We start from the raw sequence: 23,696 nt of genomic DNA, 5'->3' as shown, positions 1-23,696 counted from the left end.
ATGGTGGATCAAATTTATTAACCCACCATTAATCCACCATGCAAAAAGAACAGGCTAAAATCCATCCTTCTTGCTCAAAGGTGAAAAACTATCGCCATAACTGTTACAGCTAAATAAAGAATACTGATTATAACCACCTCTACTTCTTACGGTTATTTCTGGATACTCCTTTACTAATTGAGTTAACGCTTTACCGATTAATCTTGTTTGATGTGATTGTAAATTATGGTCATCACCAACTAATTCACCTGCCGTTTTCCATTCTACTTTTTGGTAGTCATGTTTTTTTGTATAGTTATCCCTTAAATAGTCATAGAGCGAACCTTTATCTCTATGCTGTTCGTTTACAACTGAGGTTAGTTTTAATTCGATATCGTCAAGCATCCAAGTATCACCATTATCATATAACATTTTAACTTCAAGCCAGAATTGTAATAGCTGCTGTGGATCTTGATGTTTACACCTGCCACCATCATATCGCCAGCCTAACAAACTATTAAGCTTTTCAATATCTGCTGATTTATTCATCTTAATTACACCATAGCGGCTATTACCTGTATCATCTTTTAAAAAGTCATCACCGTTAACGGTAGCTATAAAGTGAGTTTGCCTTGGCTTTTTTATATCACTTCTGCCGTATGGGGGCCTAATGGTGTCTTCTTCTTTAGTGATAAATGCTTTTAAAGAACCTTGGCTATTACGGCTTGTTCTTTCAAGTTCACCAAGTTCAACAATCCAAGATTTAATACAACTCAAAACACTATCTTTTTGATCAGGGTTAAGCTCTGCACCTTCTAAAAATGAATACTCTGTTACTTGGGCTATACGTTCAATAAAAGCGGTTTTTTTGAATGATTGCCCGCCCTGTAAAATAGGTACTAACTTACTTTTAAACTTTGGTTCATATAAGGACGCGACACAACCGATTAACCACTTACTAAATATAGAATAAGCTAGTTGCTCATTTTCAGCATTTAAGCAGCTTACCACCTCTTTTAGGCGGCTTTTACCGTCCCACTTACTAGTATTCAAATAATCCTTTACAGGGTGGAAATGATTATATTTAGCGCAAGCGGCAAGATGATCATCAATAGCAATTTTAGGTAATTTAGTTATAGATGCAGCACTGATTAACCTACTTCTAATTGTGTCGAGGTCTGTTTCTTTCACTTGAACATCAGTATAAGGATTAATTGAAGTAATCTCTGGCTCTAATGTCATCATGTTATAGCGAATAGAATAGGCTAAATACGTTATTAACGTGCTTAAATTATCTGAGGTGTTACCGATAACCGCATTGCCTTTTTCTGATACTGTTATATCAGGAAATTTAACGCGGTCTTTTTCTGTTGGCTCAGGCAACGATAAATCATTAAGGTCAATATTTAAATCTAATAAATCACCCATGTTTTACCCCTTTCAATTTATTAAACTGCTCATTGACCAGGTGTGTGCGCCATTCATTCTTGTTATGTTCGTCTATGTTCTTGAAGTACAGTTTAGCCAGTTCTTTTACTGCCACCTTTGAGTCATTCTTATAATCTCTAATAGTTATAAAGTCGAATTTATCTATCGGTCTATTGCTGGCGCAAGGATCGTTCTCATGGTGCGAGTAATAGCGCTCTTTACCATCATTACCCGTTAATAAGTAAACGCCAGCTCTGTTACTTTTAGCCTCGGGCGGTAACCATGCTTTGCCTTGTTTTATGTAACCATATTGATTAAGTATGCTGTCCCAATCAAAGTAATTATTTACCGCATCAACTATTGAAACTTGTTTACCTATTAACTGCTGAGTGAATTGCGGTTTAAATTGGCCTTTGTTAAGTTGTTGCTTTGCTTCTAATTCGACTTGTTGCTGGCGTTTAAACTCAATAGCATCATCGAGAAATTTTGAACCATCAGGTGAATACGCTTTACCGCTAGCAATTGAAAAATTGTAATTATCACCTTTAAACCTACAAGGTAAATACATTATTTGTTGTGGTCTGCTTGCACAATCATCGGCACTTAGTACATAACTAAAATAGGTGGTTAAGGTAGACCATAATTCAAAATCAATAGAATAGGCTAACTCTATAAATATTCTAAATCGGTTGCCGTTATCACCCTGCAAATGATTACTAGTTGTATAAATAATATGTGAATCAAAACCCATATTATTTAAGGTATTTTTTAAGGAACTAATATCCAACTTGGTCTTATCTAAATCAGCTCTTAACATGGTAAAATTATTATGTAATAAAACAGTATCTTTAGTTTTATTGGGTGCGTCATTGGCGGCTATAACTGCCGACTTCAGTTTAGCCGTAGTAGGTTTTACATTACCTAACTTTGGCGGCTCCTCGATGAGTTTTACGACTTCTTGCCAAGTGATATAATCAAAGCTATCTGTTACATGGTGTGATTTTGCGTGTAAATATTTCATAAGTGTATTACTCTAATTAATAGCTAGTGGCTGTAGTTTGCGACCGCACCACTAGCTAATTTATAGAAAGCTGCTTTGATTATCTCTTAGCGGCTTTTGTTTTTTTATAATGAGAAATTTGCTCGGTAGTCATTGAAACAATGTCTACGTGCTGAGGGGGAGATTCACCTGTGAACGGGCATTTAACTCGACCATGCTCAAGGGTGAATTTATAACCTTTTCTTTGAAGTGTTGACGCTATGCTGTGTAAATTGTGTATACCAATAAAACGAGCTTTCCTTGTATTTAGCTTAATACCTGCACTAATAACTTTAATAACGTATGTTACTTGGTTATCAAAACTCGATGCTGTTGGTAAGCCTAATTCTAGGCACTTATCATTATGTATAATCATGATAAAATCCCCTCAACTAAAGGCACTTCACCTGATTCAAAGGACAATAAGTCTTCCTCTAACCAACCAAGTAGCTTTCCACCTCGAGCTTTTTTAGGGGGAATTAGTACTCCTTCTTTTGCCCACCATCGCCAAATTGACTTCCTGCTGCAGTTATATCTTTTTTCTAAATCGGAGTAATTGTGATATTTAGTCATTTTTTGAACTCTTATCTCTATGAATGAGAATAAACAATAAATGATTACTACAAATTTTTACCCCGTACAAAAAGGAACGATTGTCTAAAGCTCTACATGAATTATTTTAGAGGGGTTAAAAACAAGTTTTACATGGCTCCCCCCTTCGTTAGTTTTTATTTTATAATCTAATAATTCAGTAGATAGTTTCAATCTCCCTTCAGTGACAGCTTTCTCAAGCCACTCTGGATTTTCGATTAAAGCCCTGTAATGGGTAAGTTGCCCCATCTCATTAATTCCTATATTTAACAACCTGAGGCTATACACTAAGCCATCTATTAAGTGGATTACAGAAACATATCTTTTATGCACTTTTAATAAGTTTTTAATTCTTGTTTTTGAATCACCATCTTTTCCTGTGGCCTTTCCGCTCATTTTTGATATTTTAGACTCGTAAGCGGTGGATATATGACTAAAAACATCTTCAAAAGAAGTTTTTTTTCCATCCGTTATTGATTTTTCATAAGACTTATACCCATGGTAAGCATGAAAGCTACTTTCTAATCTTCCCACTCCTCCTGATATAGTTTGATTTATTCTTTTTCAAGGCTTCAAAGGCTTTAAATGCCAAGCAACAGTCACTTCTTCTGGTAATTTAGTTTTATCAAAATCAGTTCGTGTTCGACAATAGGCATTCATAGTTGCGCTATAGAAATCATTTCTACGTTTTACGTTGTCAGGAAAAGCAATAATGGCTAGGAACTGTGCGGCTCCCATAAAACCTTCACAAATAAGATTACACTCTAAAAACTTATTGTTTTTAATATAATCAACAACTAACGATTCAGCATAGCTAAGAATTTTTTCACTATTAGTTTTTAAATAATCATCTTCCATTATTCTACCCTCTCAAATTAACGACATTTTTAACGGCTACTTCATTTAATCTTGATTCCCAAGATTCTAAGGCATGACGTTTTTCAGGGAGATAATCAAAGCGATCATAATGACGTGAACTCACATCACTAAAAGCATGATTCTGTAGCCTGTCACGTATTTCTTTAGATACGCCTAACTCACCCATTAGCGTTTTACAGGTACGTCTAATATCACGAGGAATGAAAGATTTAAACTCGGGGTTAGCTTTACGGTAATAGCCAATAGACTGGCTAAATGAGTCAAGCCTTGCGTGTTCGTATGGCGCTCTATGCTTAGGGAATATAAATGGGCTGTCTTTGTTTTGTTCTTTTAGTATTTTAAGAATATGTAAGGCGGTATCGGTTAAGGGGATCATGTGTTCACGCTTATTCTTTGAAATGTCTTTAGTGATTAGCCAAGTCTTTTCATCCCAATCAATGGCTGACCATTCACTAGCGGCTAATTCATAAGGTCTTTGTCCGCCAGTATAAAAAGTTAACTTAAGTAGGTTCGCGAATAACTCTCCTACTTTATGCGCTTGCTGAAAAGTAACTAAGAGCGCTTTAACTTCGGGTAATAACAAATAGTTTTCACCTACATTTTCAGCATCTTTTTGGCGCGGAATAATAGCAACGGGGTTTGATGTTAAACCAAATAAAACATTTTCATTTAAACTGGCAGGATCATTATCATGTCTTAAGCCATTGTTGAAGGCTGCAAGTAAATAACTTCTCACGCGATTAGATTGAGTTGGCGCACCTCTTTTTATCATTGCCGCTAGTATTAGCTTAATTTCATCAGTTTTAACTTCTTTGGCTTTGGTGATGGGTGAAATAAATGGATAAGTTTCTTTTTCTAAGCTCTTAAATACGGTGGCATAAGTTCGCTTACCCTCGCGTTTCATTTGATCAGAATACGCTTGAAATAATTGTTTGATACTACCCTTTAAAGATTCTTCTTTTTCAACCGTTGCTTGTTGCTTTTTATCTTTCTCTAATTCAACTTTTGGATCTAACCCTTGGCTAATAACACTTGAATAACCCTCGGCAATATCAGCCGCTTTGAGCATAGTGAATTTCTCACTAACAGTACCAATCGAAATAAACTTAGGTTTAGAGTCAATAAAATATCTAAACATCCAAGTTTTACTACCTTTAGCAGAAACACGAACACCTAAACGACCAGTACCACGTTCGCTAGTGTCCCTGTAAGCCTCGTATGGCTTACCTGTTATTGGTAAACGGATTGCTTGATCATGCGTTTTAAACTGAGTATTCGACTTCTTAGCCATGCCTATCCTTAATAGCTAACTACAGTGAATTGTTTTTAACTGTAGTTATCACTGTAGTAGTGATTAGTTTTAATAAGATATGATAAGACAATACAAGATAGTGTGAATACGTGAAAGCATTGAAAACAAAGGGGATTAATGACTTATTAGTTTTATTTATGTCTCATAACATCTTGCTATTATTACGACTCATAATCGGCAGGTCCCCTGTTCAAGTCAGGGAGGGACACCATTTTATCTTTTAAGTATCAGTTACTTACAGCTATTCTTTGATGTAAAAATAATTATATGCATTTCCTGAAACGCTCATTGGACGTCTAAGCCTCAAGGCAACTCAAAATTTAACCTGTGCTCTCCTATTGACCTGATAATTTCCTACTCACTATAATCTTATGAGTTAATTGAACTTGTTTTACAGGGAGTTTCCAAATGAAAAAAGTAATGATGCTGATCTTAACCCTCGCTCTTTCATCTTGCTACAGTGAGCAACCAGACTCATACAGTTCGTGTATGTTTGTTGCTATGAAGAATCAAAGCGATAGTAAACGCATTTGGGCCCATGAGTTCTGTGATGAAAAATTCACAGGAGCTACAACTAACACTTTGAATTCATCTAATAAATACAAGCGCGCAAAAGGATCACCCACATCTTTACCGCCAACTAGTAATTTAAATATAAAATTCGATTGGTGGATAGAGGGAGAAAAACTAAAAGTTCATATAATCGACAATAAAACTAATTATACTATCACCTCAATCACCTTCACTATGGCTGAATCATCTTGTAACTCTCAACAAATGATCGATAGGATGCCAGGTGATTCTAACAACCCATTTAAAGGAATGCTTGGTCTTGATTTTTATGAGAGCAGTAAAGGTGAAAAAATTATCGACACTAATTGGAAATGTATGAAAGAGTATAATTTCTATGGTGTACCAAATGAAGAGTACAAGTTCTATCAGGCGCACTATTAAAGTGCTAAATTTTTGTATGTCATTCAGGTTGGCAAAAATACGAATAGATAGGGTATATTGATGGACTCAAGTAAGAAAACGAGTATTAACAATACTGAGGAACTTGAATACAAAAAGGTACCGAGGTTCGTTACGCGTGCTAGCCCAAGAAACCGAAACTATAAACCTGAGTCAATGGCAGGTAAGTACTGGCGAATATATTCAATTAAAGCATGGGTGTTTGCTAAAAAAATAAAGCGGACAACGCTTAAGCGGTTCTGTTAGCCAAGAAGTCGACTCTCACTTCTTGCCATCTGAATTATAGGTGTATCCCCTTGCTATCGACAATTTTCTAAGCTGCCTGTGCGGCAGTGAACATTTAAAGAAAAACGCAAAGATGGAGATATTCTTTCTAAGCTGCCTGTGCGGCAGTGAACACGATGGCATTGAAGCGGTACGCAACATACTTTTTCTAAGCTGCCTGTGCGGCAGTGAACCCTTTATTGGTAAAGCTTGTGGCTACCCTAAATTTCTAAGCTGCCTGTGTGGCAGTGAACCATGCCACCGGGCTTGCTACAGTTAGCAAAGCTTTCTAAGCTGCCTGTGCGGCAGTGAACGCAAGGGGTGTTGATGGCTCTGTCATGTATATTTTCTAAGCTGCCTGTGCGGCAGTGAACTTTTTGTATCTGCTTGGCAGTGAAAGCTGCCATTTCTAAGCTGCCTGTGCGGCAGTGAACAACAGCATAAATACATATCTATCAACGCTAAATTTCTAAGCTGCCTGTGCGGCAGTGAACATGAGCGTACTGACGTATAACACAAGCTTTACTTTCTAAGCTGCCTGTGCGGCAGTGAACTGTCGGATACAAGTGTTCTTGCGGTTATGAATTTTCTAAGCTGCCTGTGCGGCAGTGAACTCTGTAACGAGTTGATGCCGTCGGGTTGCGGTTTTCTAAACTGCCTGTGCGGCAGTGAACCGTTTTTTATCTCTGTACTGATTAATGTTATATTTCTAAGCTGCCTGTGCGGCAGTGAACCTGTTAATTGCTTGGTGTTGATTGTGCCAAGTTTTCTAAGCTGCCTGTGCGGCAGTGAACTTTTTACCTCTGCTATTTCGATTTTGATAAATTTTCTAAGCTGCCTGTGCGGCAGTGAACCGTGCTAATGAACTAGCTATTCAAATGCATTCTTTCTAAGCTGCCTGTGCGGCAGTGAACGAGTATTAAAGAACAAAAACACCATTATTAGCTTTCTAAGCTGCCTGTGCGGCAGTGAACCAGACCAAAAGCGTGACGTATGGACAGTTGCCTTTCTAAGCTGCCTGTGCGGCAGTGAACTACGCAATAAAACACCATTGATTGAGCTGCCTTTTCTAAGCTGCCTGTGCGGCAGTGAACCAGGTATAGACTACGCCGCTGTATCAATGAACTTTCTAAGCTGCCTGTGCGGCAGTGAACCTCACTAGAATCAAAAAATCACATGACTTAACTTTCTAAGCTGCCTGTGCGGCAGTGAACAAAAGTACATTATCTTTATAGCGAAGCGGGTGTTTCTAAGCTGCCTGTGCGGCAGTGAACCAAGATGGTTAAGTAATGATAAGCAGCTTAACTTTCTAAGCTGCCTGTGCGGCAGTGAACTAGTCAAGCTTTTTGTAAAGCCATTCAATAAATTTCTAAGCTGCCTGTGCGGCAGTGAACACCATGGCGACACAATAGCTTTTACATTTCAATTTCTAAGCTGCCTGTGCGGCAGTGAACGTAGCGACATTGATATGCCTCGCGCACTCACATTTCTAAGCTGCCTGTGCGGCAGTGAACAATTCTTATAGAAAAGCACCACTTATTTGCAATTTCTAAGCTGCCTGTGCGGCAGTGAACTTGGTTTTGTGCGCTGTAACTCTTTAGCTATTTTTCTAAGCTGCCTGTGCGGCAGTGAACCTGATGTTAACGTCACTGCGAGGGGTGTCGATTTTCTAAGCTGCCTGTGCGGCAGTGAACGGATAAACCCTAGCGCTGTGCAAGTGTATGTCTTTCTAAGCTGCCTGTGCGGCAGTGAACAGTTCCAGACGGAAACACCTAAGTCATCATCATTTCTAAGCTGCCTGTGCGGCAGTGAACTAGTACGCTCAAGCTTAGAGTTAACAGTTTCATTTCTAAGCTGCCTGTGCGGCAGTGAACTATTGATATAACTATCAAGAGCGCAGAATATATTTCTAAGCTGCCTGTGCGGCAGTGAACTGACCGCAGCAGCTTAAATGCACACAGCTTACTTTCTAAGCTGCCTGTGCGGCAGTGAACTGCTCTGTATTAGATGATATTGACGACATGATTTTCTAAGCTGCCTGTGCGGCAGTGAACGTACCTGTAACCACACCATTACCATCGGATGTTTTCTAAGCTGCCTGTGCGGCAGTGAACGCGATTAAAGGTTATTTTATCAGCACACTAGGTTTCTAAGCTGCCTGTGCGGCAGTGAACAATGAAATACTAGTAAAGAAACAAGTTAAAACAAGCTAAAACAAGCTAAAACAAGCTGTTAAATAATAAATCATCTTTTGACCTTTATTTTCATGCTAGTTATAACTTATTGTTTATAGTTACTAATTTTTAAAGATAAAATTTTAGGTGGTTTTTTCTCTAAACGAACTAACTATTAACAAACTTTGTACGTATTTTATTAAATAGATTTATTACGTTTAAAACCAAGGTACTGTCGCTGTTTTACTTAAACCAAAGTAATCAAATTTACCCTGTTGTGGCTTATCTATTAAATTTGAAAAATTAATGTATCGCCTATGTTTATTACCGTTAGATTCACTTTCGAGTTCGAGGAAAGGTTCATCTAAACCACAAGTAAACATCTTAGCTTTATAGGCTTTAATTTCATTTTCTGTAATTGAACCTCTTTTAATTAAGCGATTCAATTTGGCTTGTGTCATATTACTTTGTTTTCGCGACACTATGCGATTTTTGGAATCTTTAGGAACTAGACTAACGTCACTACTATCACAATATCCACTTAATCTACCCAGCCAACTCATACCTTGCAAATCATTCAACATTGTCGAATTACTATGAATTCTTAAGGTACGCCCTAGCGTTACTTTGTATTGAGGGAAACTTACCCCTATTGCATCTGATTTTAATGTAAATAGGGCTTTATGAAGCTTAGTGTAAACTTTATTCAGTAATAAATTTTCACGCATTTCTGCATCAGGTTTTAACTTTACATCAATGTAATGATCCATTAGTTTTCCTCCCTAGTGTTTATTGTACTCACATAAGCAAGGCCTTTCTTTCCTAAATAGAAACTAGAAACACCCGCGTTATCTATCATTAACTTTATTTCTTTCGCTTTTTCTCGACTAATGTTTAAAGTCATTTCCAAGGTGCCGCTAGCTTTAGTCATTAGGTGTTTTGTTTTTCCTTCACCTTTAACAAATTCTTCATGAATATATGGATTCCCCCAAACCTTCTTTTTCTCCCCTGTGGTAAACCTATCCATAAAGTCTTTTTTAGTGAAACCATTATTTGATATACCACCGATTCCACCCGCTTTTTTTTTTGCAGTACTCATATCGTACTTTTTAACTACAGATAACAAATCTAGTTGTAAATAGAGGGCTGAGCAATATAAGGCAATGGGATAAATTAAGCCTTTATTATTTAGCCCGTTAAACTTATCAAATTTACTTTGTAATAATTCAAAAGACTTATTAGCCAAATCTATATTTTCAATGGGTTTTAATTTATTTAGTTCCTCTAACCTTGCAATAATACTTAATGGGTCAACAGCTATTTTTGCATTTACTGTTCCCTTAGACGTAATGAACTGACAAAGTTCGTCAACATTTAAAGCCAATACTCCCCAGAACTCATTGGAATAATCAGATAAGAACATAGGATCATTTACTTTGATCATACCTGTATAAGAGTTTTGGTCAGTACTCCCTGTAATATTACGAATGTAGGTCATTTCATTATTAATATACGCAGGTTTATCATTAAAGCTTACTAATGGTTCAAGCTCTTCAAAAAAATAATTACTACCATTACGTGCCTGATACAACTTTCGTTGATCACCGATTAAACGATTTAAGACCCCCATAACTGTATTAATGGTGACATCACGCTTGATGAAATTTTCTGGCTTCTTTAAACTAGACATAGAGCCTATAAACTTTCGTCCCGTATTAGGTAGCGACTCATTGTTATTTCCGTCCAAAAATGAATTCCGCCATGACGATTCATATTCAATGATTATTTTCATCAGTTACCTCTCTATTTTGCGTAAAAATAGCTGGCATATTCGCCTTCTGGTGTTTCTGATATGCTGCCTTCATCTGGTTTAATGCGCATCATTTTATTACTCTCGTTATAATCGACAGTAATATTGTCAACATACATATAAGATTTAGCTTGGCGAATTGAAAGTTCTGACACTATGGCTAAGGTATATTCAACTAATGCTTGAATCGCATCATTATTAAGTAAAATTCCATTTTCACCTTCTTCAAAAATAGTGCCACCGCGTACATAGTTTGCATGAAAAACGGCTATAGGTTTTAACTCTGTATTTAATGACTGAATAAAGTCTTGGACTTCTTTAGCCACAACTTCACCTTGACCTTCTTTAATTTGCATCGCTTCACGATCAAACTTTTTATCTAAAGAGATAAATTGTAATTGTTCAATACTGATCGAACCATAAGAAGTATATTGAGTGTCACCAAAGGTTGTTTTTGAGAAAATAGAATTTTCACCCCTTTTATAACTTGTTGTGCCATCAACATTGGTTACTTCTTCAACAGAGCTAGAGTTTGATAATTGTTCGTAATTACCATTACCTAGCTGATCAACAAAGTCTTCAATTAGCAATGGGCTGGTACGCTTATTTTGGCTCGCAGGTACAACATAACCACGAATCAATCCTGTTTCTGAAGCGAGTATTTTAGTCAAGTTTTCCATCTTATTCTTGTTTGCATAATGCACATCAAACGCTTGATTTTTAAATAGATGATGACGAATACAATTTTGACTGATATATAAAGGATTCTTTTTAAAATCAACATCTGTCACATCTTTTTTGTATTTAAAACCTTTATCACTTATGGCACCTGTAAGGTTAGTATATCCCCTCAATTTAGGTAGGCTATGATTATCCAAGTTTTTTCCATTAGAACTAAGAGCAGTTGGCCCATTCCAGTTCACTACACCATGACCTAATGCTGTAATTTTAAAGTCTACACTTTTAATACCTATTACTTTTTCCATTTCGTTCATCCTTTTTGGTCTTGTAGTTGTTTTATTGATATTGAACCTACGGCTTGTTTTTCACAAATAGCATAGTAAATTGCTGAACTGTGCCTTGCGCTTTCACCACCTACTGCGAGTAAATCATTTGGCGTATAACTTAAATAAACCGGAAATTCAGAATCTTTAGCCTCATTAAGTAAAATAAAATTTTTAAATGCCTTTTGCCCTCCCATTATGTGGTGATGTTTTTTCATCATGTGGATAAGTAAGCTTTTTGAACTATCGCCATATCCTTCGATTTCATTACAGGAAGCGCTTAAACCATCAATTTTGTCTGATTCATTCACAGGGATTGTATAAGCATATTCTTCTATAAATTTAATCTCATCAGGATCATCCAAATCACACACTGCCATTTGTACAAAACGACTATCACCTCGTAATGAGTTTTTACTGATTTTAGCTCGTTGCTTACTGTCCTTTTTCGGTTTTACCATCGTTTGAGGTTCAGCTACTTTTGCTGCGATTAATACTGTACTTTTCTTCATGCTGGCTAACAAATCACTTTCTATCAATTCGAGTGAAGCTGGGTTAGCGTAAAACTGTTTATAAATGGCATATATATTTAGTAATGTTACTATTTTTTCACCATCATTCGTCGCTTCACGTAAAAACTCATACCATGCTTTTGTTGTTGCTAATGTATTGGTTGATGACAGGAATCTTTCAACGGAGCCGCTACCCTTTCTTTCATGTAACGTTTGTGGAATAACGATAGTATATTGGTTGATACCTGTACTATTTAAACCAAAACGATCTAAACGTCCAAGTCGTTGTAAACAGTTTTCTGCATGAGTAATTTCAGAAATCATATATTCACAACTGATATTTAAAGAGGCTTGCACAATAGGCCCACTTCTTAAAAGATCAAATCGGTTATCACCATCTCGCTTAAATGATTCAAATACGCTTGAAAATAACTGCTGCTTATCGCTCTTTTTATATTTAGAGTGCAATAAAATTGCGTTTTCTTGATGTTGGTTTTTTATAAAACTTTTTTGTGCTGTTGTAGCAGTGTTACTAATAACAAAGGTGGTAGATTGCTGAGGTTTGTATAGGGGATTGCTATCATCAAATGCATTTTCGTCATAAGGTAAAAAATCAAACTGATAACGGCTTTTATTAAAGGCTGGCATTTCAATTATATCATTTTTATCTAAATCAAGAATTTGATCTAAATAGCAGTAATGTGGTGTTGCTGAAACTAATAAAGTATTAGCGCCGCCATTAATCTCCTTTTTTGACGCAATTAATTCCGCGAATAAAAGATTAAATGCTGGCATATTTATGTATTCATGAAATTCATCAAAAACAATATGAGCCGATAAGTAATTAAGCAATCGATCTGCTTTGGTATGACTTATGATACTACTAAGCAACTGATCTATAGTAGTTATCACCACATCCCCCGTAAAGTAGTTATTTTCTGCGGTGATATTTTCGTATGTATTAATACACTTAAACTCACCTGTATGTAATTCTATAGTTGCATCAGGTAAATAGGGTTTTGCTGATAACTCAGTAAAAATTCCTTGGCAAATCTGTACACGAGGACAGATCCAAATAATTTGTTGTGCGTGTCGTAATTTAGCCCATTCAAGCGCAATTTTTGTTTTACCACAGCCAGCAGCACCTGCGAGTACACCTACATCTTCCATATTTTCTGCTAGTTTATTTGCAACATCAGCCTGCTTTTTGGTGCGTTCACTTTTAGGGAAATAATTAAGACTATCAGTGATATGAGAGACTAAATTACTTTCTATTGTTATTTGGCTAGCTTCAAGTTTTTCCCTTATAAATTTTATCAGCGTTTTATGCTTAATAGCTGAAGCTAACTCGTGTGCTGACATAGAAGAAACCCATCTATCCGCAGTAATTAAACAGGCTCTTATTTCGTTATTACTGGCATTAATAGCAATATCACTACCAAAGCTAGTTAATTGGTCTTTGGGATCGTAAATTTTATATTTGGGTAAATTTGAATCAATATAATTTAACCCATCAACATCTGGTTCATTGATGTAACATTTTGACAAAAAACTTTCATTAATATTGTTATATTCTTTCTCTATTTCACTGACTTTATTGAGAATTTCAACAGATTTCAGTACGAGTAAATCCCAAGCATTTCCTTTCGATACAGCATCTACTTTTTTATAAATATCACTAAGGGTTTCAAAACCACCTTTCGGTCTAAACGGTTTTGCATGATGCCAATAAACCGCATGTTTAACTGCATTTTTATTACAACCATTTAATGATTTTAGACTTTTATCATCAAGTAATTGATAAAGTAAAACAGATATTTCATTATGTCTTGGGTGATTTTCAAAACTGAATTTTTTCAATCCATCTATATGTTGTCCATCTTCTGGTATATAAGATTTACTCTTATCTTTTATTACCCATTCTTGAAAGCTAGGGTCTATTTTACCTATATCATGCAAACATCCTGCGACAAATACAGCTTTTGCTTGAGCACTTTTGTTAGAATAAAAATGTAAATAAAGCTGCTGTGCAACAAAGCCAACAGAAAACAAGTGCTGTTCAAGCCTCTGTAATTGCGTATTGGCATAAATACAGCCTTTAATAGGCTTATTTTGATGTATATCCATTGGAACTTCCTTTTCTGTAGTATTCACCGGAACCACACCTTCGACATTAAACTTATCTTTACTCCCCACTACCCACAAAAACTGACTACGGGCGCGAGTACGTATCCAATGACAACTCACTGCCGTGCTTTTACTAGCCGTTTGTCTGAGCATTTTTTTAACGGTTAATAAGCCATTTTCAGTGATTAATGTTTGCCAGGTGTTATCGCCAATACGATTGGCAAAAGCGTCGAGTACTCGGCGAGTTTTCTTAAGAGCATTTTTCTCGCATTGGCTTACAAAGGTAACCATCATAATTAATATTGCTTTTTGGTTATTTGACGCGCTAAAGCAGTATCTACAAGAAAATCAGGCATCTTTGTTGACCTCATTTTTATTAAGCTTATCGTTATTTGACAAGGCAATGCTTTTAACTGTTTCAAACATATAATCTAGAACTTTATGATCAGTAAAAGCCTGCAGTACTTGTTGGCGAAATTCTTGCTCTGTGGCGTTTTCTTTAGCGCAGATAAACGCCCAAGGTAGCACTAGCGCGTCTTTAATAATGTCGGCTACATCAAAAACCAAAGCACCTCTGCGCGTTTTTCCATGCATAACGGCAAAGCCATGCGGAATACCTAGCACCCATAAACAGCTAGCCGCTAATCCATAGGCTAAGTAGTTGCCATGATTTAGAAAGTCGTTCGCTTTATCTGTTGATTGATGTTGTCGGGTAAAGTCTTTAGTTTGGGTGTTATTAGCTGCGTACTTGTAAAGCACTTTGGTTAGTTGCGCTTCAGTTAATAATAAGTCGGACTGTTTTTTTGCTTGATCAGTACGAGTATAAAATGTGTCTAGTGCGCTTTGTATGGGGGTATCGTCAAAATTAAACCCTTCAGTTTTCAAGTCTTTATCTTTTTGCCAAACCTGCTTTAAAAATGTAATACGTGCCTGCTGGAGCTGCTTGGCCGCTGCTAAACGTTTTTCATCATCAAACCAAAACGTCATCCAGCCCTGTAAGTATTCTGTAGGCCGGTATTCACTTTGTGGCGTAAACCACTCTATCGGCTGCTCTGCGTCATTAGCCATATATAAAGGTGTTCCGCCGCCGCCACTAAAACCAACGAGTACACCTGCTTGTGCCAGCATACGCATTGCAGCTTGGGTAACAGATGTGCCATTTCCTAACAGTAAAACGGTAGTATTAGCGATGGGTATATTGAAATACTGACTTTCTTGGCTTTTATTAGATAAGGCTTCGGTGAGATACAAAACACGGCCATCTTTTTGCATAACTCGACAATATTCGAGGTAATACATATTGGCGCGTTTTGAGTGTAAAATACTTTTAAGATTTGACGGACTAAAATCATCCATAGTATGCGAGCGCTTTATTCATCCTTGTTTAACTATACGTTAAAGAGACTTACAATAATTGTCAATAAATTCATATAACTAATCAGTACTTTAAGCTTTAAATTAACCACCTTAGTTGATGTTTAATCCTTCACTCTGATAAGCAAGAGAATAAAATAAACTTTGAAACTTTTAATCACTAAATAGTTAATAAACCCGCCTCGTAGCATTAACAGACATTATTAGCCGTAAACAGTGTGTTAATGCTTATTTTAAGAGATAATGCAGCCCTGAACACTTGCAATTTTATTGCATCAATAATTATGACGAAGAGCTAATAAAAAAATATATTATGAAAACACTGACTAAATTATTGACACTATGTGCATTAACTCTAAGCCTTTTTGTCGGTGCCAACACAAACGCCGCCACCTTTACTTTTACGGCTATTCCCGATGCAGACGAGTCTCAGTTGAGAACCCGTTTTGAAAAAGTAGCGCTTTATTTATCCGAGCAACTTGGGATTGAAGTAAAGTATGTGCCCGTTAAGTCTTACTCCGCCGCAGTAACCGCCTTTAGAAATAATCAGGTGCAGCTCGCTTGGTTTGGTGGTTTATCTGGCGTACAAGCCAGACGATTAGTGCCAGGCTCGCAAGCGATTGCACAAGGTTATGAAGATCAGTTTTTTAAAAGCTACTTTATTGCCCACTACAGTACAGGCTTAGAACTAAGCGACAGTTTTCCTGCTATTACCGATAAAACCTTCACCTTTGGCTCAAAAGGTTCAACCTCAGGTCGATTAATGCCGCAATATTATATTGAGCAGCACTTAAAGCAAAAGCCACAACAAGCCTTTAAACGCGTTGGGTTTTCAGGCGACCATAACCGCACTATTGTGCAAGTTCAATCGGGTACTTACCAAGTGGGGGCGGTAAATTATAAAGTGTGGGACAGTGCCCTCGCCGCCGGTAAAATAGACACGAATAAAGTCAAGGTTATTTGGCAAAGCCCGACCTACCCTGATTATCAATGGACCATACGCGCTGATGTTGAAGCCAATTTTGGTGTTGGCTTTGCTGACAAAGTTCAAGCCGCATTGCTCAATATGAATAGTCCTGAGCTGTTAAAAAGTTTTCCACGTTCTGCTTTTATCAAAGCTGAAAACAAGGATTTTCAACCGGTGGAAGACGTGGCTAAACAAATAGGACTTATCGATTAATGCTCACCCTTGCTAACCTAAACCTTCATTATGATAAAACTGCTGGCGCTAATACGCGTAATAAAATCAGCGAAAAAGATAGCTCTACCCAGGTGATTTTTGATCTGAGCCTGACTATTAATGAAGGTGAAAAAGTTGCGATTATTGGCCCCTCGGGTGCCGGTAAATCTAGTCTGCTACACCATATTTATCAAGAGTTAACAACCCGTGCTGCGCTGTGCTCACAGCGCCAAGGTTTGGTTGATAATTTAAGCATCTATCACAATATATTTATGGGTGCTTTAGCCAGGCATCACTGGTTGTTCAACTTAGTGAATTTAATTAGACCTTTTAAGCAAGATTTACACGATATTGCTGCACTTTGTCAGCAGTTAGAATTAGACCAGCCCTTGGCAAAGAAAGTGGATCAACTCTCTGGTGGGCAAAGACAACGAGTAGCCTTAGCCAGAGCTTTGTATCAACAACAAGCTATTTTTATTGGCGATGAGCCTTTTTCAGCGCTAGATCCCTTGATGACATCAAGACTACTTGATACCGTATTAGCGCGGCACAACAGTGTTATTATGGTGCTGCATGACAGAGCATTGGCCATGAGCGCTTTTGACCGTGTTATTGCGTTAGATAAAGGTCGCTTGATACTGGATAGCCAACAGCAGAGTATTGACCAAGCGCAAATTACTGCGCTATATCAAACTAGCGCAATCGCGTAAGCTGCTTTTATGTCACAACCCAAGCAGCCTCAACAAGTACTACAATTAAAAAAACCACAATATGCTTTGGGTTATTGGCAGAAAGTCAGCTTATCAATCTGGCTTATTGCACTGGTTATTCTCCCTTTTGCTGATATAGAAATTGTTAATTTCGACCCTTTCCTTGAGTTAACTCGGATGGTGAATGGCTTAGTAACACCTGATTTTTTCGCCACTGAATACTTATTGCAAGCCATTATGCAAACCGTTAACTTTGCCATTATCGGTGTCTGTTTAGGCTTAGTACTTGGTGCTCCCCTTGCGCTAATTTACCAACACCCGTTAGTATCGAGCTGCTGTGCTTTCTTGCGAGCCATTCATGAGATTTTTTGGGCACTGCTATTTTTACAAGTTTTTGGGCTGTCTCCCCTGACCGGAATTTTGGCTATTAGCATCCCATTTGCTGCCACTTTTGCTCGCGTGTTTCACGATATTATCAATCAATCGTCAGATAGCCCTTTAGAAATTATTGATCGCCGCGCTGATATAATTAGCCGTTTCACTTATGGCAAAATTGCCCAAGTTATGCCGCAATTAATAAACTACACTCGCTACCGTTTTGAATGCGCCCTGCGCAGCAGCGCTGTACTCGGTTTTATTGGTATGCCAACACTAGGTTTTTATATGGAAACAGCTTTTAGGCAAGGAAACTATAGCGAAGGAGCCGCGTTGCTCATCATATTTATTGCTCTTATCGGTACTATTCGTTACTGGTGCCCACCTAAGTTACTCGGGGTTTATTTGGTCATTGCATGTGTGACACTGGTAGATATTCCTAAGGTAGATAGTAGCTTACTGGTACGCTTTATCACCCAAGATATTTTGCCTCCTGCAATAGCAAATGCGGCGACATTGGCAGAGGTGCAATGGTCATCACTTATGACTTGGTTTAGCGCTTTGTTGTCAGAGCAAGCTATTCCTGGTGCAATAGCGACCATTACCTTGGCGCTACTGGCCTTAGCAGCTACCCACTTTATTAGCTTAAGCACCCATATGATAGCCAGTAAGCACCTATGGCCTGCACCACTGACTTGGCTTGGCCAATTTATTTTGTTAGTTGGCCGTTCAGTACCTGAATATATTTTAGCGTTTATCTTTTTAATGCTGCTTGGCCCGTCAATGCTACCTGCTATTGTTGCTTTAGCTATACATAATGGCTGTGTTATCGCTTACTTGGCGGTGAAACAAAGTAACGCTATTGCGCCCCAACAAATACAAATAAGTAAGCTAAATCAATTTAATTACCACATCATGCCAACTATCTATCCCAGTATGATGGCTTTGCTGTTTTATCGCTTTGAGATCATCGTGCGAGAAACCGCTGTCTTTGGCATTTTGGGCATTATGACTTTGGGGTTTTATATCGACAGTAGTTTCAGCGAAATTCGTTATAGTAATGCACTCGTTCTTATTACTTGTACAGCCCTACTTAATGTCGCCATTGATATTATTTCAAGACGACTACTCAAGTTTGAGCAAACCAGCCAGACAAGCTGTTAATTATTGCTACTTTGCTAGTCAACTTATACCAATCTCATTAATTATCTGATCATTTCCACTGGTTAAAACAACCCACTGCTGCGTTATTTATTCAATTATCAGCACAACGAGTTATTGAAATAAATCAACACGTAAGCTATTCCTAGCATTATTATTGCAGGCACAAAAAAGCACGCGTTTGCTGTTTGCAATGCGTGCTTTTATATCAACTGATGTGGAGTATTAAATTATTGAAAGTTCCACTTCAATGTTGCCACGAGTAGCATTTGAGTAAGGACATACTTGATGCGCTTTATCTACCATGATTTGTGCTTGTGCTTTATCCATATCGCCTAGTGATATTGCTAGTTTAACCGCGATACCAAAACCACCGTCAATAGCACCAATCGATACTGCTGAATTAATGTAAGTCTCGTTTGGTAAACTAGTTTTTTCTTCACCAGCCACAAATTTAAGTGCACCAATAAAACAAGCCGCATAACCTGCAGCAAATAGTTGCTCAGGGTTTGTACCTTGTCCGTCATCACCACCTAAACCTTTAGGCGTAGATAATGCAAGCTCTAAACGGCCATCGTCAGATTTTGCTATACCTTCACGACCACCGGTTGCCGTTGCTTTTGCTGTGTAAGCAATTTCTTTTAATACGTTCATAATTAACTCCAAGTGATAATAATTTAGTTTGTGTGCAAAATAATATACCAAACAAATACTGATTGCAAATACTTTGCATGCAAATTAAAATAACAATTAAAGTATAACGATAAAGAACAACTTATGTCATTTGAACAATTAACGCTCAAAAATCAGCTGTGTCACCGTTTATATATGGCATCAAATAGCATTGTTCGTGCTTATCGTGAGCCACTAATGAAGCTTAATATTACCTATCCACAATATGTGGTTATGATGGCATTGTGGGAACAAGACAAAGTAACCATTGCAGCGCTAGTCGAAACAACCATGATTGATGGGGGTGCCATGACACAGATTTTAAAAAAAATGGCTGACAAAGGCTTGTTGGAAATAATTAAAGACCAGTACGACAAGCGCAAGCGCCTTGTTGATTTAACGCCACAAGGCCAAGCCTTAAAAATAAAGGCGGTAAACATTCCTAATGAAATAAGCTGCCAGTTCAGTAGTATCAACAGCGTGCAAGCGGGTCAGCTCATGCAATTACTTGATTTAGTGGTGAATGACCTAGCCGATAAGACCTAAACCGAGCGGTTTAATCTTTGAGTGTTAAACTTAAAACTGATACCAAATTGACAAAATTAGTCGGCTCATAAAATTAACTAAAAATAATCAGTTAGAAAATAACACCAATTTCATTAATTAGGTGGTCTACTTTATACACAGGAAAAATAACTCAAGGTAAGGCGCTCGATTGAGCAATAGCTGGCTATTGGGATTGAGAGCAACACAGCCTTGAGCTATTTTAACTAGTACAAGTGAGCAATAACTTAATGGGATTGGTATAAGTACTACTGCAAAAGTTAACCTTAATGCTGTAACCAATAAGTCGCTACTTATTAATTGATACTGTCAATACAACACCAGCGTTGGTTGATAAATTTTCTCTGCTCATAATATCAAACACCTACAGATCAAGCTTTCAGTGCTGCTTGAAACTTAGTGTGGATAAGCTATATTAAAATACAATACGCCTAATTTTCATTAAGTTCTTGAGGTTTGATAGAAATGAATCCTGACTATAGTGTTATAACTGTTGAATCGCTGACTACAGCTTATGACCCTATACTAGTCGTTCTCTCTATCCTTATTGCTATCTTGTCATCATTCAGTGCTTTTGGCATGGTTGAGCGAAATATTGCCCCCCGCCAAAGCAATCAAAAAATAATCTGGAATTTATTCGCTGCTTTAGTGATGGCCACTGGTATTTGGGCTATGAGCTTTATTGGCATGTTAGCGTTAAAGTTACCAATACCGGTTAGCTATCATGTACCAACAATAATTTTTTCTGTTCTGCCAGTAATGTGTGCCTGTAGCATTGTTATGTGGTTAATAACAATGGAAGCATTTAGCTATTTCCGACGGTTAGTGGCTGGAGTGTTGTTGGGTTCAGCTATTGGTCTTATGCACTATATAAACATAGCTACCATAAAATCAAATGCTGTGATGGTTCACGGTACTACTTTAGTTTATTTCGCCAGCTTTATTGCTCTGACATTGGCATTAGCATTAGCCATGGCCGCACTGCAAATACAGTATCAAGCTATTAATCAAAGCCAATACAAATTTATCACTAAAAAACATATATTTAGTGCGGTAATTATGGGCTTAGCTGTCTCTGGCATGCACTATAGCGCGATGACAGCGTTTCACTTTATTCCACAAACTACAAATGAAGTGATTGATGGCATTGCTCCAACCACATTAGCCTTAATAGTCACTGTGGTGATATTGGTACTATTACTGCCCGCTATTATCATTCCTTACTTACTACGATATCAGCAGCTAATTAATACAGTACACGAAGATGCAGGACGTCTCCATGCCATGATGGATACATCACAGGATGCATTAATTCAGATGAATGCCAAAGGCGATATCATTGGTTGGAGTTCTCAAGCGCAGCATGTATTTGGTTGGACAAATAAGCAAGCTTTAGGACAAGAACTGGCAAATTTAATCATTCCACTACAATTTCGTGCTGCACATGAAAAGGGCTTAGAGCATTTTATTGCCACAGGTGAAGGTCCTATTTTAAATAAAATAATTGAAGTCGAGGCCTTGCATCAAGACGGACATAATCTTCCGATAGAATTGACTATTTCTTTTATTAAGCTAGCGGATGGTTTCGAATTTAATGCGCTGGTTCGAGATATCAGCCAACGCAAACAAGCCGAAAAAGCACTACTCGTTGCTAACGAAGAAATGGCTTTTCAAAACCAAGAGAAAGATAAGCATACAGCTCAATTAACGCTTGCCGCAAGTGTATTCACTCACGCCCTAGAAGGTATTGTTATTGCCGATGCGGCAAATATTGTTATCGATGTTAACAACGCATTTACTAACATTACCGGTTACTCCCACGAGGAAGCTGTTGGCCAAGCCCCACGTTTTTTCCAAGCAAATATTCATCCACCTGAGTTTTATGACGCTATGTGGCAAATCATTAACACTACTGGTCAATGGGTTGGTGAAGTATTGAGTCGACGCAAAAATGGTGAAAAATATGTTGCTGGCATCACCATCAGTGCAGTGAAAGACACCGTAGGCAAAGTCAGCCATTATGTCGCACTCTTTAGTGATATTACTCAGCAAAGAGACCATCAGTCTCAACTAGAGAAAATGGCCCATTATGATGCCTTAACTAAGCTACCTAATCGTGCGTTATTTGCTGATCGACTAAACCAAGCGATGCGACAATGCCAACGCCATCATAACTCACTCGCGGTTATTTTTATGGATTTAGATGGTTTTAAATATATCAATGATACCTATGGCCACGCGGTTGGTGATGATCTACTCATTGTTGTTTCTCAACGAATGAGCGATGTCTTACGTGAGATGGACACGCTCGCCCGTATTGGTGGTGATGAATTTGTCGCGGTATTAAGTGATTTAGTCAACACTGAAGATTACAAAATGTCATTAAAACGCCTACTGCTTGCTGCATCAGAGCCCATCACTGTTGGTGACTTGCTATTAAAAGTATCAGTTAGCATAGGTGTTGCGATCTATCCTCAAGATGATGCTGATGCAGACATACTTATTCGTCATGCTGACCAAGCGATGTATATGGCGAAAAAAGCGGGTAAAAATTGTTATCACTTGTTTGATAGCGCCCTCGATGACGCCGTAAACCTTAAACATGAAAACATCAGTAATATCCGTGCAGCACTTAATAAACATGAGTTCGTTTTGTACTATCAACCGAAAGTAAATATGTCTACGGGTGAAGCCGTGGGCGTAGAAGCATTGATCCGCTGGCAACATCCGATACGTGGTTTAGTGCCGCCATTAGATTTTTTACCGCTAATAGAAAACCACACTATTAGCCTAGATATAGGTGAATGGGTTATCGATACGGCGCTGAGCCAAATCAGCCAATGGCAAAGTATCGGTATTACATTACCGATTAGTGTCAACATCAGCGCTTATCAACTCCAACAAACTGATTTTGTTGTACGCTTAGACACATTATTGACCGCACATCCTGATGTGTCAGCCCACTTATTAGAATTAGAAGTATTAGAAACCAGTGCATTAAGTGACATCAACTATATTATAGCCACCATGGATGCTTGCATTGGTCTGGGGGTGCAGTTTGCCCTAGATGATTTTGGTACCGGATATTCCTCGCTAACTTACCTCAGACGCCTACCCGCCAGCCAGATTAAAATAGACCAAAGTTTTATACAAGATATGCTTACTGATACGGATGACTTAGCCATTGTTTTGGGCGTTATTGGCTTGGCAAAAGCTTTCCAGATTGAGGTAATTGCCGAAGGGGTAGAAACTATTGAGCATGGTACGGCTTTATTAGAACTGGGGTGTAATAAAGCCCAAGGTTACGGCATTGCAAGGCCGATGCCCGCCAATGACATTCCAATTTGGCTGGGCAGTTGGAGGCCTTATCAAGCTTGGCTACCCTAAATAATACCATGCAACTATTATACCAATTACATTAAGTTATTGCTCACTTGTACTGGTTAAAATAGCTCAAGGCTGTGTTGCTCTCACTCCCAATAGCCAGCTATTGCTCAATCGAGCGCCTTACCTTGAGTTATTTTTCCTGCGCACAACAAGATCACAAACTTAATGGAACTGGTATTATA

Annotated in this window: 18 protein-coding genes and 1 CRISPR repeat array; of the genes, 6 read left to right on the top strand and 12 right to left on the bottom strand. The window is 37.9% G+C overall.

From position 1 onward, the window contains the following. Nucleotides 1-54: 54 nt before the first annotated feature. From ESZ39_RS05120 to ESZ39_RS05095, 6 genes are all read right to left on the bottom strand, one after another. Nucleotides 55-1,407: a virulence-associated E family protein gene (locus ESZ39_RS05120; protein WP_223270242.1), complete on the bottom strand. Its 1,353-nt coding sequence runs from the start codon at nt 1,405-1,407 to the stop codon at nt 55-57. After that, complete coding sequence (locus ESZ39_RS05115; protein ID WP_146878711.1) at nt 1,400-2,428, bottom strand: hypothetical protein; 1,029 nt, start codon at nt 2,426-2,428, stop codon at nt 1,400-1,402. Before ESZ39_RS05115 ends, ESZ39_RS05120 begins: the two co-directional genes overlap by 8 nt. 79 nt (nt 2,429-2,507) lie before the next feature. Continuing rightward, nucleotides 2,508-2,822, bottom strand: coding sequence for a hypothetical protein (locus tag ESZ39_RS05110; RefSeq protein WP_146878710.1), 315 nt, complete (start codon nt 2,820-2,822; stop codon nt 2,508-2,510). A 281-nt stretch (nt 2,823-3,103) separates the two neighbouring features. Next, the gene (locus ESZ39_RS05105) at nt 3,104-3,571 is read right to left on the bottom strand and encodes a hypothetical protein (protein ID WP_146878709.1); all 468 of its coding nucleotides are present in this window, start codon (nt 3,569-3,571) and stop codon (nt 3,104-3,106) included. Between the two features lie 30 nt (nt 3,572-3,601). Next, nucleotides 3,602-3,895 carry a hypothetical protein gene (locus ESZ39_RS05100; protein WP_146878708.1) on the bottom strand — a complete coding sequence of 98 codons (294 nt, stop codon included), beginning with the start codon at nt 3,893-3,895 and terminating at the stop codon, nt 3,602-3,604. 4 nt (nt 3,896-3,899) lie between these two features. Beyond that, nucleotides 3,900-5,207 (bottom strand): tyrosine-type recombinase/integrase, encoded by a 1,308-nt coding sequence (locus ESZ39_RS05095; RefSeq protein WP_146878707.1) that lies wholly within the window; start codon nt 5,205-5,207, stop codon nt 3,900-3,902. A 429-nt stretch (nt 5,208-5,636) separates the two neighbouring features. On the opposite strand from ESZ39_RS05095, the gene ESZ39_RS05090 reads away from it, so the two are divergent. After that, nucleotides 5,637-6,182, top strand: a complete 546-nt coding sequence (locus ESZ39_RS05090) for a hypothetical protein (protein ID WP_146878706.1) — start codon at nt 5,637-5,639, stop codon at nt 6,180-6,182. 328 nt (nt 6,183-6,510) lie between these two features. Then, nucleotides 6,511-8,638: direct repeats of the CRISPR family, unit length 28 nt; unit sequence TTTCTAAGCTGCCTGTGCGGCAGTGAAC. A gap of 218 nt (nt 8,639-8,856) precedes the next feature. On the opposite strand, the gene cas6f is transcribed toward ESZ39_RS05090, so the two are convergent. The 5 genes from cas6f to cas1f are packed head-to-tail and all read right to left on the bottom strand — an operon-like array spanning nt 8,857 to nt 15,447. After that, the gene (gene cas6f, locus ESZ39_RS05085) at nt 8,857-9,408 is read right to left on the bottom strand and encodes a type I-F CRISPR-associated endoribonuclease Cas6/Csy4 (RefSeq protein ID WP_146878705.1); all 552 of its coding nucleotides are present in this window, start codon (nt 9,406-9,408) and stop codon (nt 8,857-8,859) included. Continuing rightward, on the bottom strand, nt 9,408-10,430 hold the full coding sequence (gene cas5fv, locus ESZ39_RS05080) for a type I-Fv CRISPR-associated protein Cas5fv (RefSeq protein WP_146878704.1): 1,023 nt from the start codon (nt 10,428-10,430) through the stop codon (nt 9,408-9,410). The genes cas6f and cas5fv overlap by 1 nt, the downstream gene beginning before the upstream one ends. Before the next feature lie 11 nt (nt 10,431-10,441). After that, on the bottom strand, nt 10,442-11,434 hold the full coding sequence (gene cas7fv / locus ESZ39_RS05075) for a type I-Fv CRISPR-associated protein Cas7fv (RefSeq protein ID WP_146878703.1): 993 nt from the start codon (nt 11,432-11,434) through the stop codon (nt 10,442-10,444). A gap of 5 nt (nt 11,435-11,439) precedes the next feature. Then, nucleotides 11,440-14,385, bottom strand: coding sequence for a CRISPR-associated endonuclease Cas3'' (locus tag ESZ39_RS05070; RefSeq protein WP_146878702.1), 2,946 nt, complete (start codon nt 14,383-14,385; stop codon nt 11,440-11,442). A gap of 54 nt (nt 14,386-14,439) precedes the next feature. Next, nucleotides 14,440-15,447 (bottom strand): type I-F CRISPR-associated endonuclease Cas1f, encoded by a 1,008-nt coding sequence (gene cas1f / locus ESZ39_RS05065; RefSeq protein WP_146878701.1) that lies wholly within the window; start codon nt 15,445-15,447, stop codon nt 14,440-14,442. Between the two features lie 331 nt (nt 15,448-15,778). On the opposite strand from cas1f, the gene ESZ39_RS05060 reads away from it, so the two are divergent. Genes ESZ39_RS05060 through ESZ39_RS05050 form a run of 3 tightly spaced genes read left to right on the top strand, consistent with a single transcriptional unit; the run spans nt 15,779 to nt 18,894 of the window. Beyond that, nucleotides 15,779-16,645 carry a putative selenate ABC transporter substrate-binding protein gene (locus tag ESZ39_RS05060; RefSeq protein ID WP_146878700.1) on the top strand — a complete coding sequence of 289 codons (867 nt, stop codon included), beginning with the start codon at nt 15,779-15,781 and terminating at the stop codon, nt 16,643-16,645. Further along, nucleotides 16,645-17,355 (top strand): ATP-binding cassette domain-containing protein, encoded by a 711-nt coding sequence (locus ESZ39_RS05055; RefSeq protein ID WP_146878699.1) that lies wholly within the window; start codon nt 16,645-16,647, stop codon nt 17,353-17,355. The genes ESZ39_RS05060 and ESZ39_RS05055 overlap by 1 nt, the downstream gene beginning before the upstream one ends. A gap of 9 nt (nt 17,356-17,364) precedes the next feature. Then, nucleotides 17,365-18,894: a PhnE/PtxC family ABC transporter permease gene (locus ESZ39_RS05050; protein WP_146878698.1), complete on the top strand. Its 1,530-nt coding sequence runs from the start codon at nt 17,365-17,367 to the stop codon at nt 18,892-18,894. 222 nt (nt 18,895-19,116) lie between these two features. On the opposite strand, the gene ESZ39_RS05045 is transcribed toward ESZ39_RS05050, so the two are convergent. Then, nucleotides 19,117-19,545: an organic hydroperoxide resistance protein gene (locus tag ESZ39_RS05045; protein WP_146878697.1), complete on the bottom strand. Its 429-nt coding sequence runs from the start codon at nt 19,543-19,545 to the stop codon at nt 19,117-19,119. 123 nt (nt 19,546-19,668) lie between these two features. Between ESZ39_RS05045 and ESZ39_RS05040 the strand changes: the two genes are divergently transcribed. Beyond that, nucleotides 19,669-20,109, top strand: coding sequence for a MarR family winged helix-turn-helix transcriptional regulator (locus tag ESZ39_RS05040; protein ID WP_146878696.1), 441 nt, complete (start codon nt 19,669-19,671; stop codon nt 20,107-20,109). Nucleotides 20,110-20,592: 483 nt separating this feature from the next. After that, nucleotides 20,593-23,514 (top strand): EAL domain-containing protein, encoded by a 2,922-nt coding sequence (locus ESZ39_RS05035; RefSeq protein ID WP_146878695.1) that lies wholly within the window; start codon nt 20,593-20,595, stop codon nt 23,512-23,514. Nucleotides 23,515-23,696: the final 182 nt, after the last annotated feature.

Source organism: Colwellia sp. C1TZA3, from assembly GCF_007954265.1.
Classification (GTDB): domain Bacteria; phylum Pseudomonadota; class Gammaproteobacteria; order Enterobacterales; family Alteromonadaceae; genus Cognaticolwellia.
Note: the sequence above shows the minus strand (reverse complement) of the source record. Positions and strands in the feature narration are given on the sequence as shown.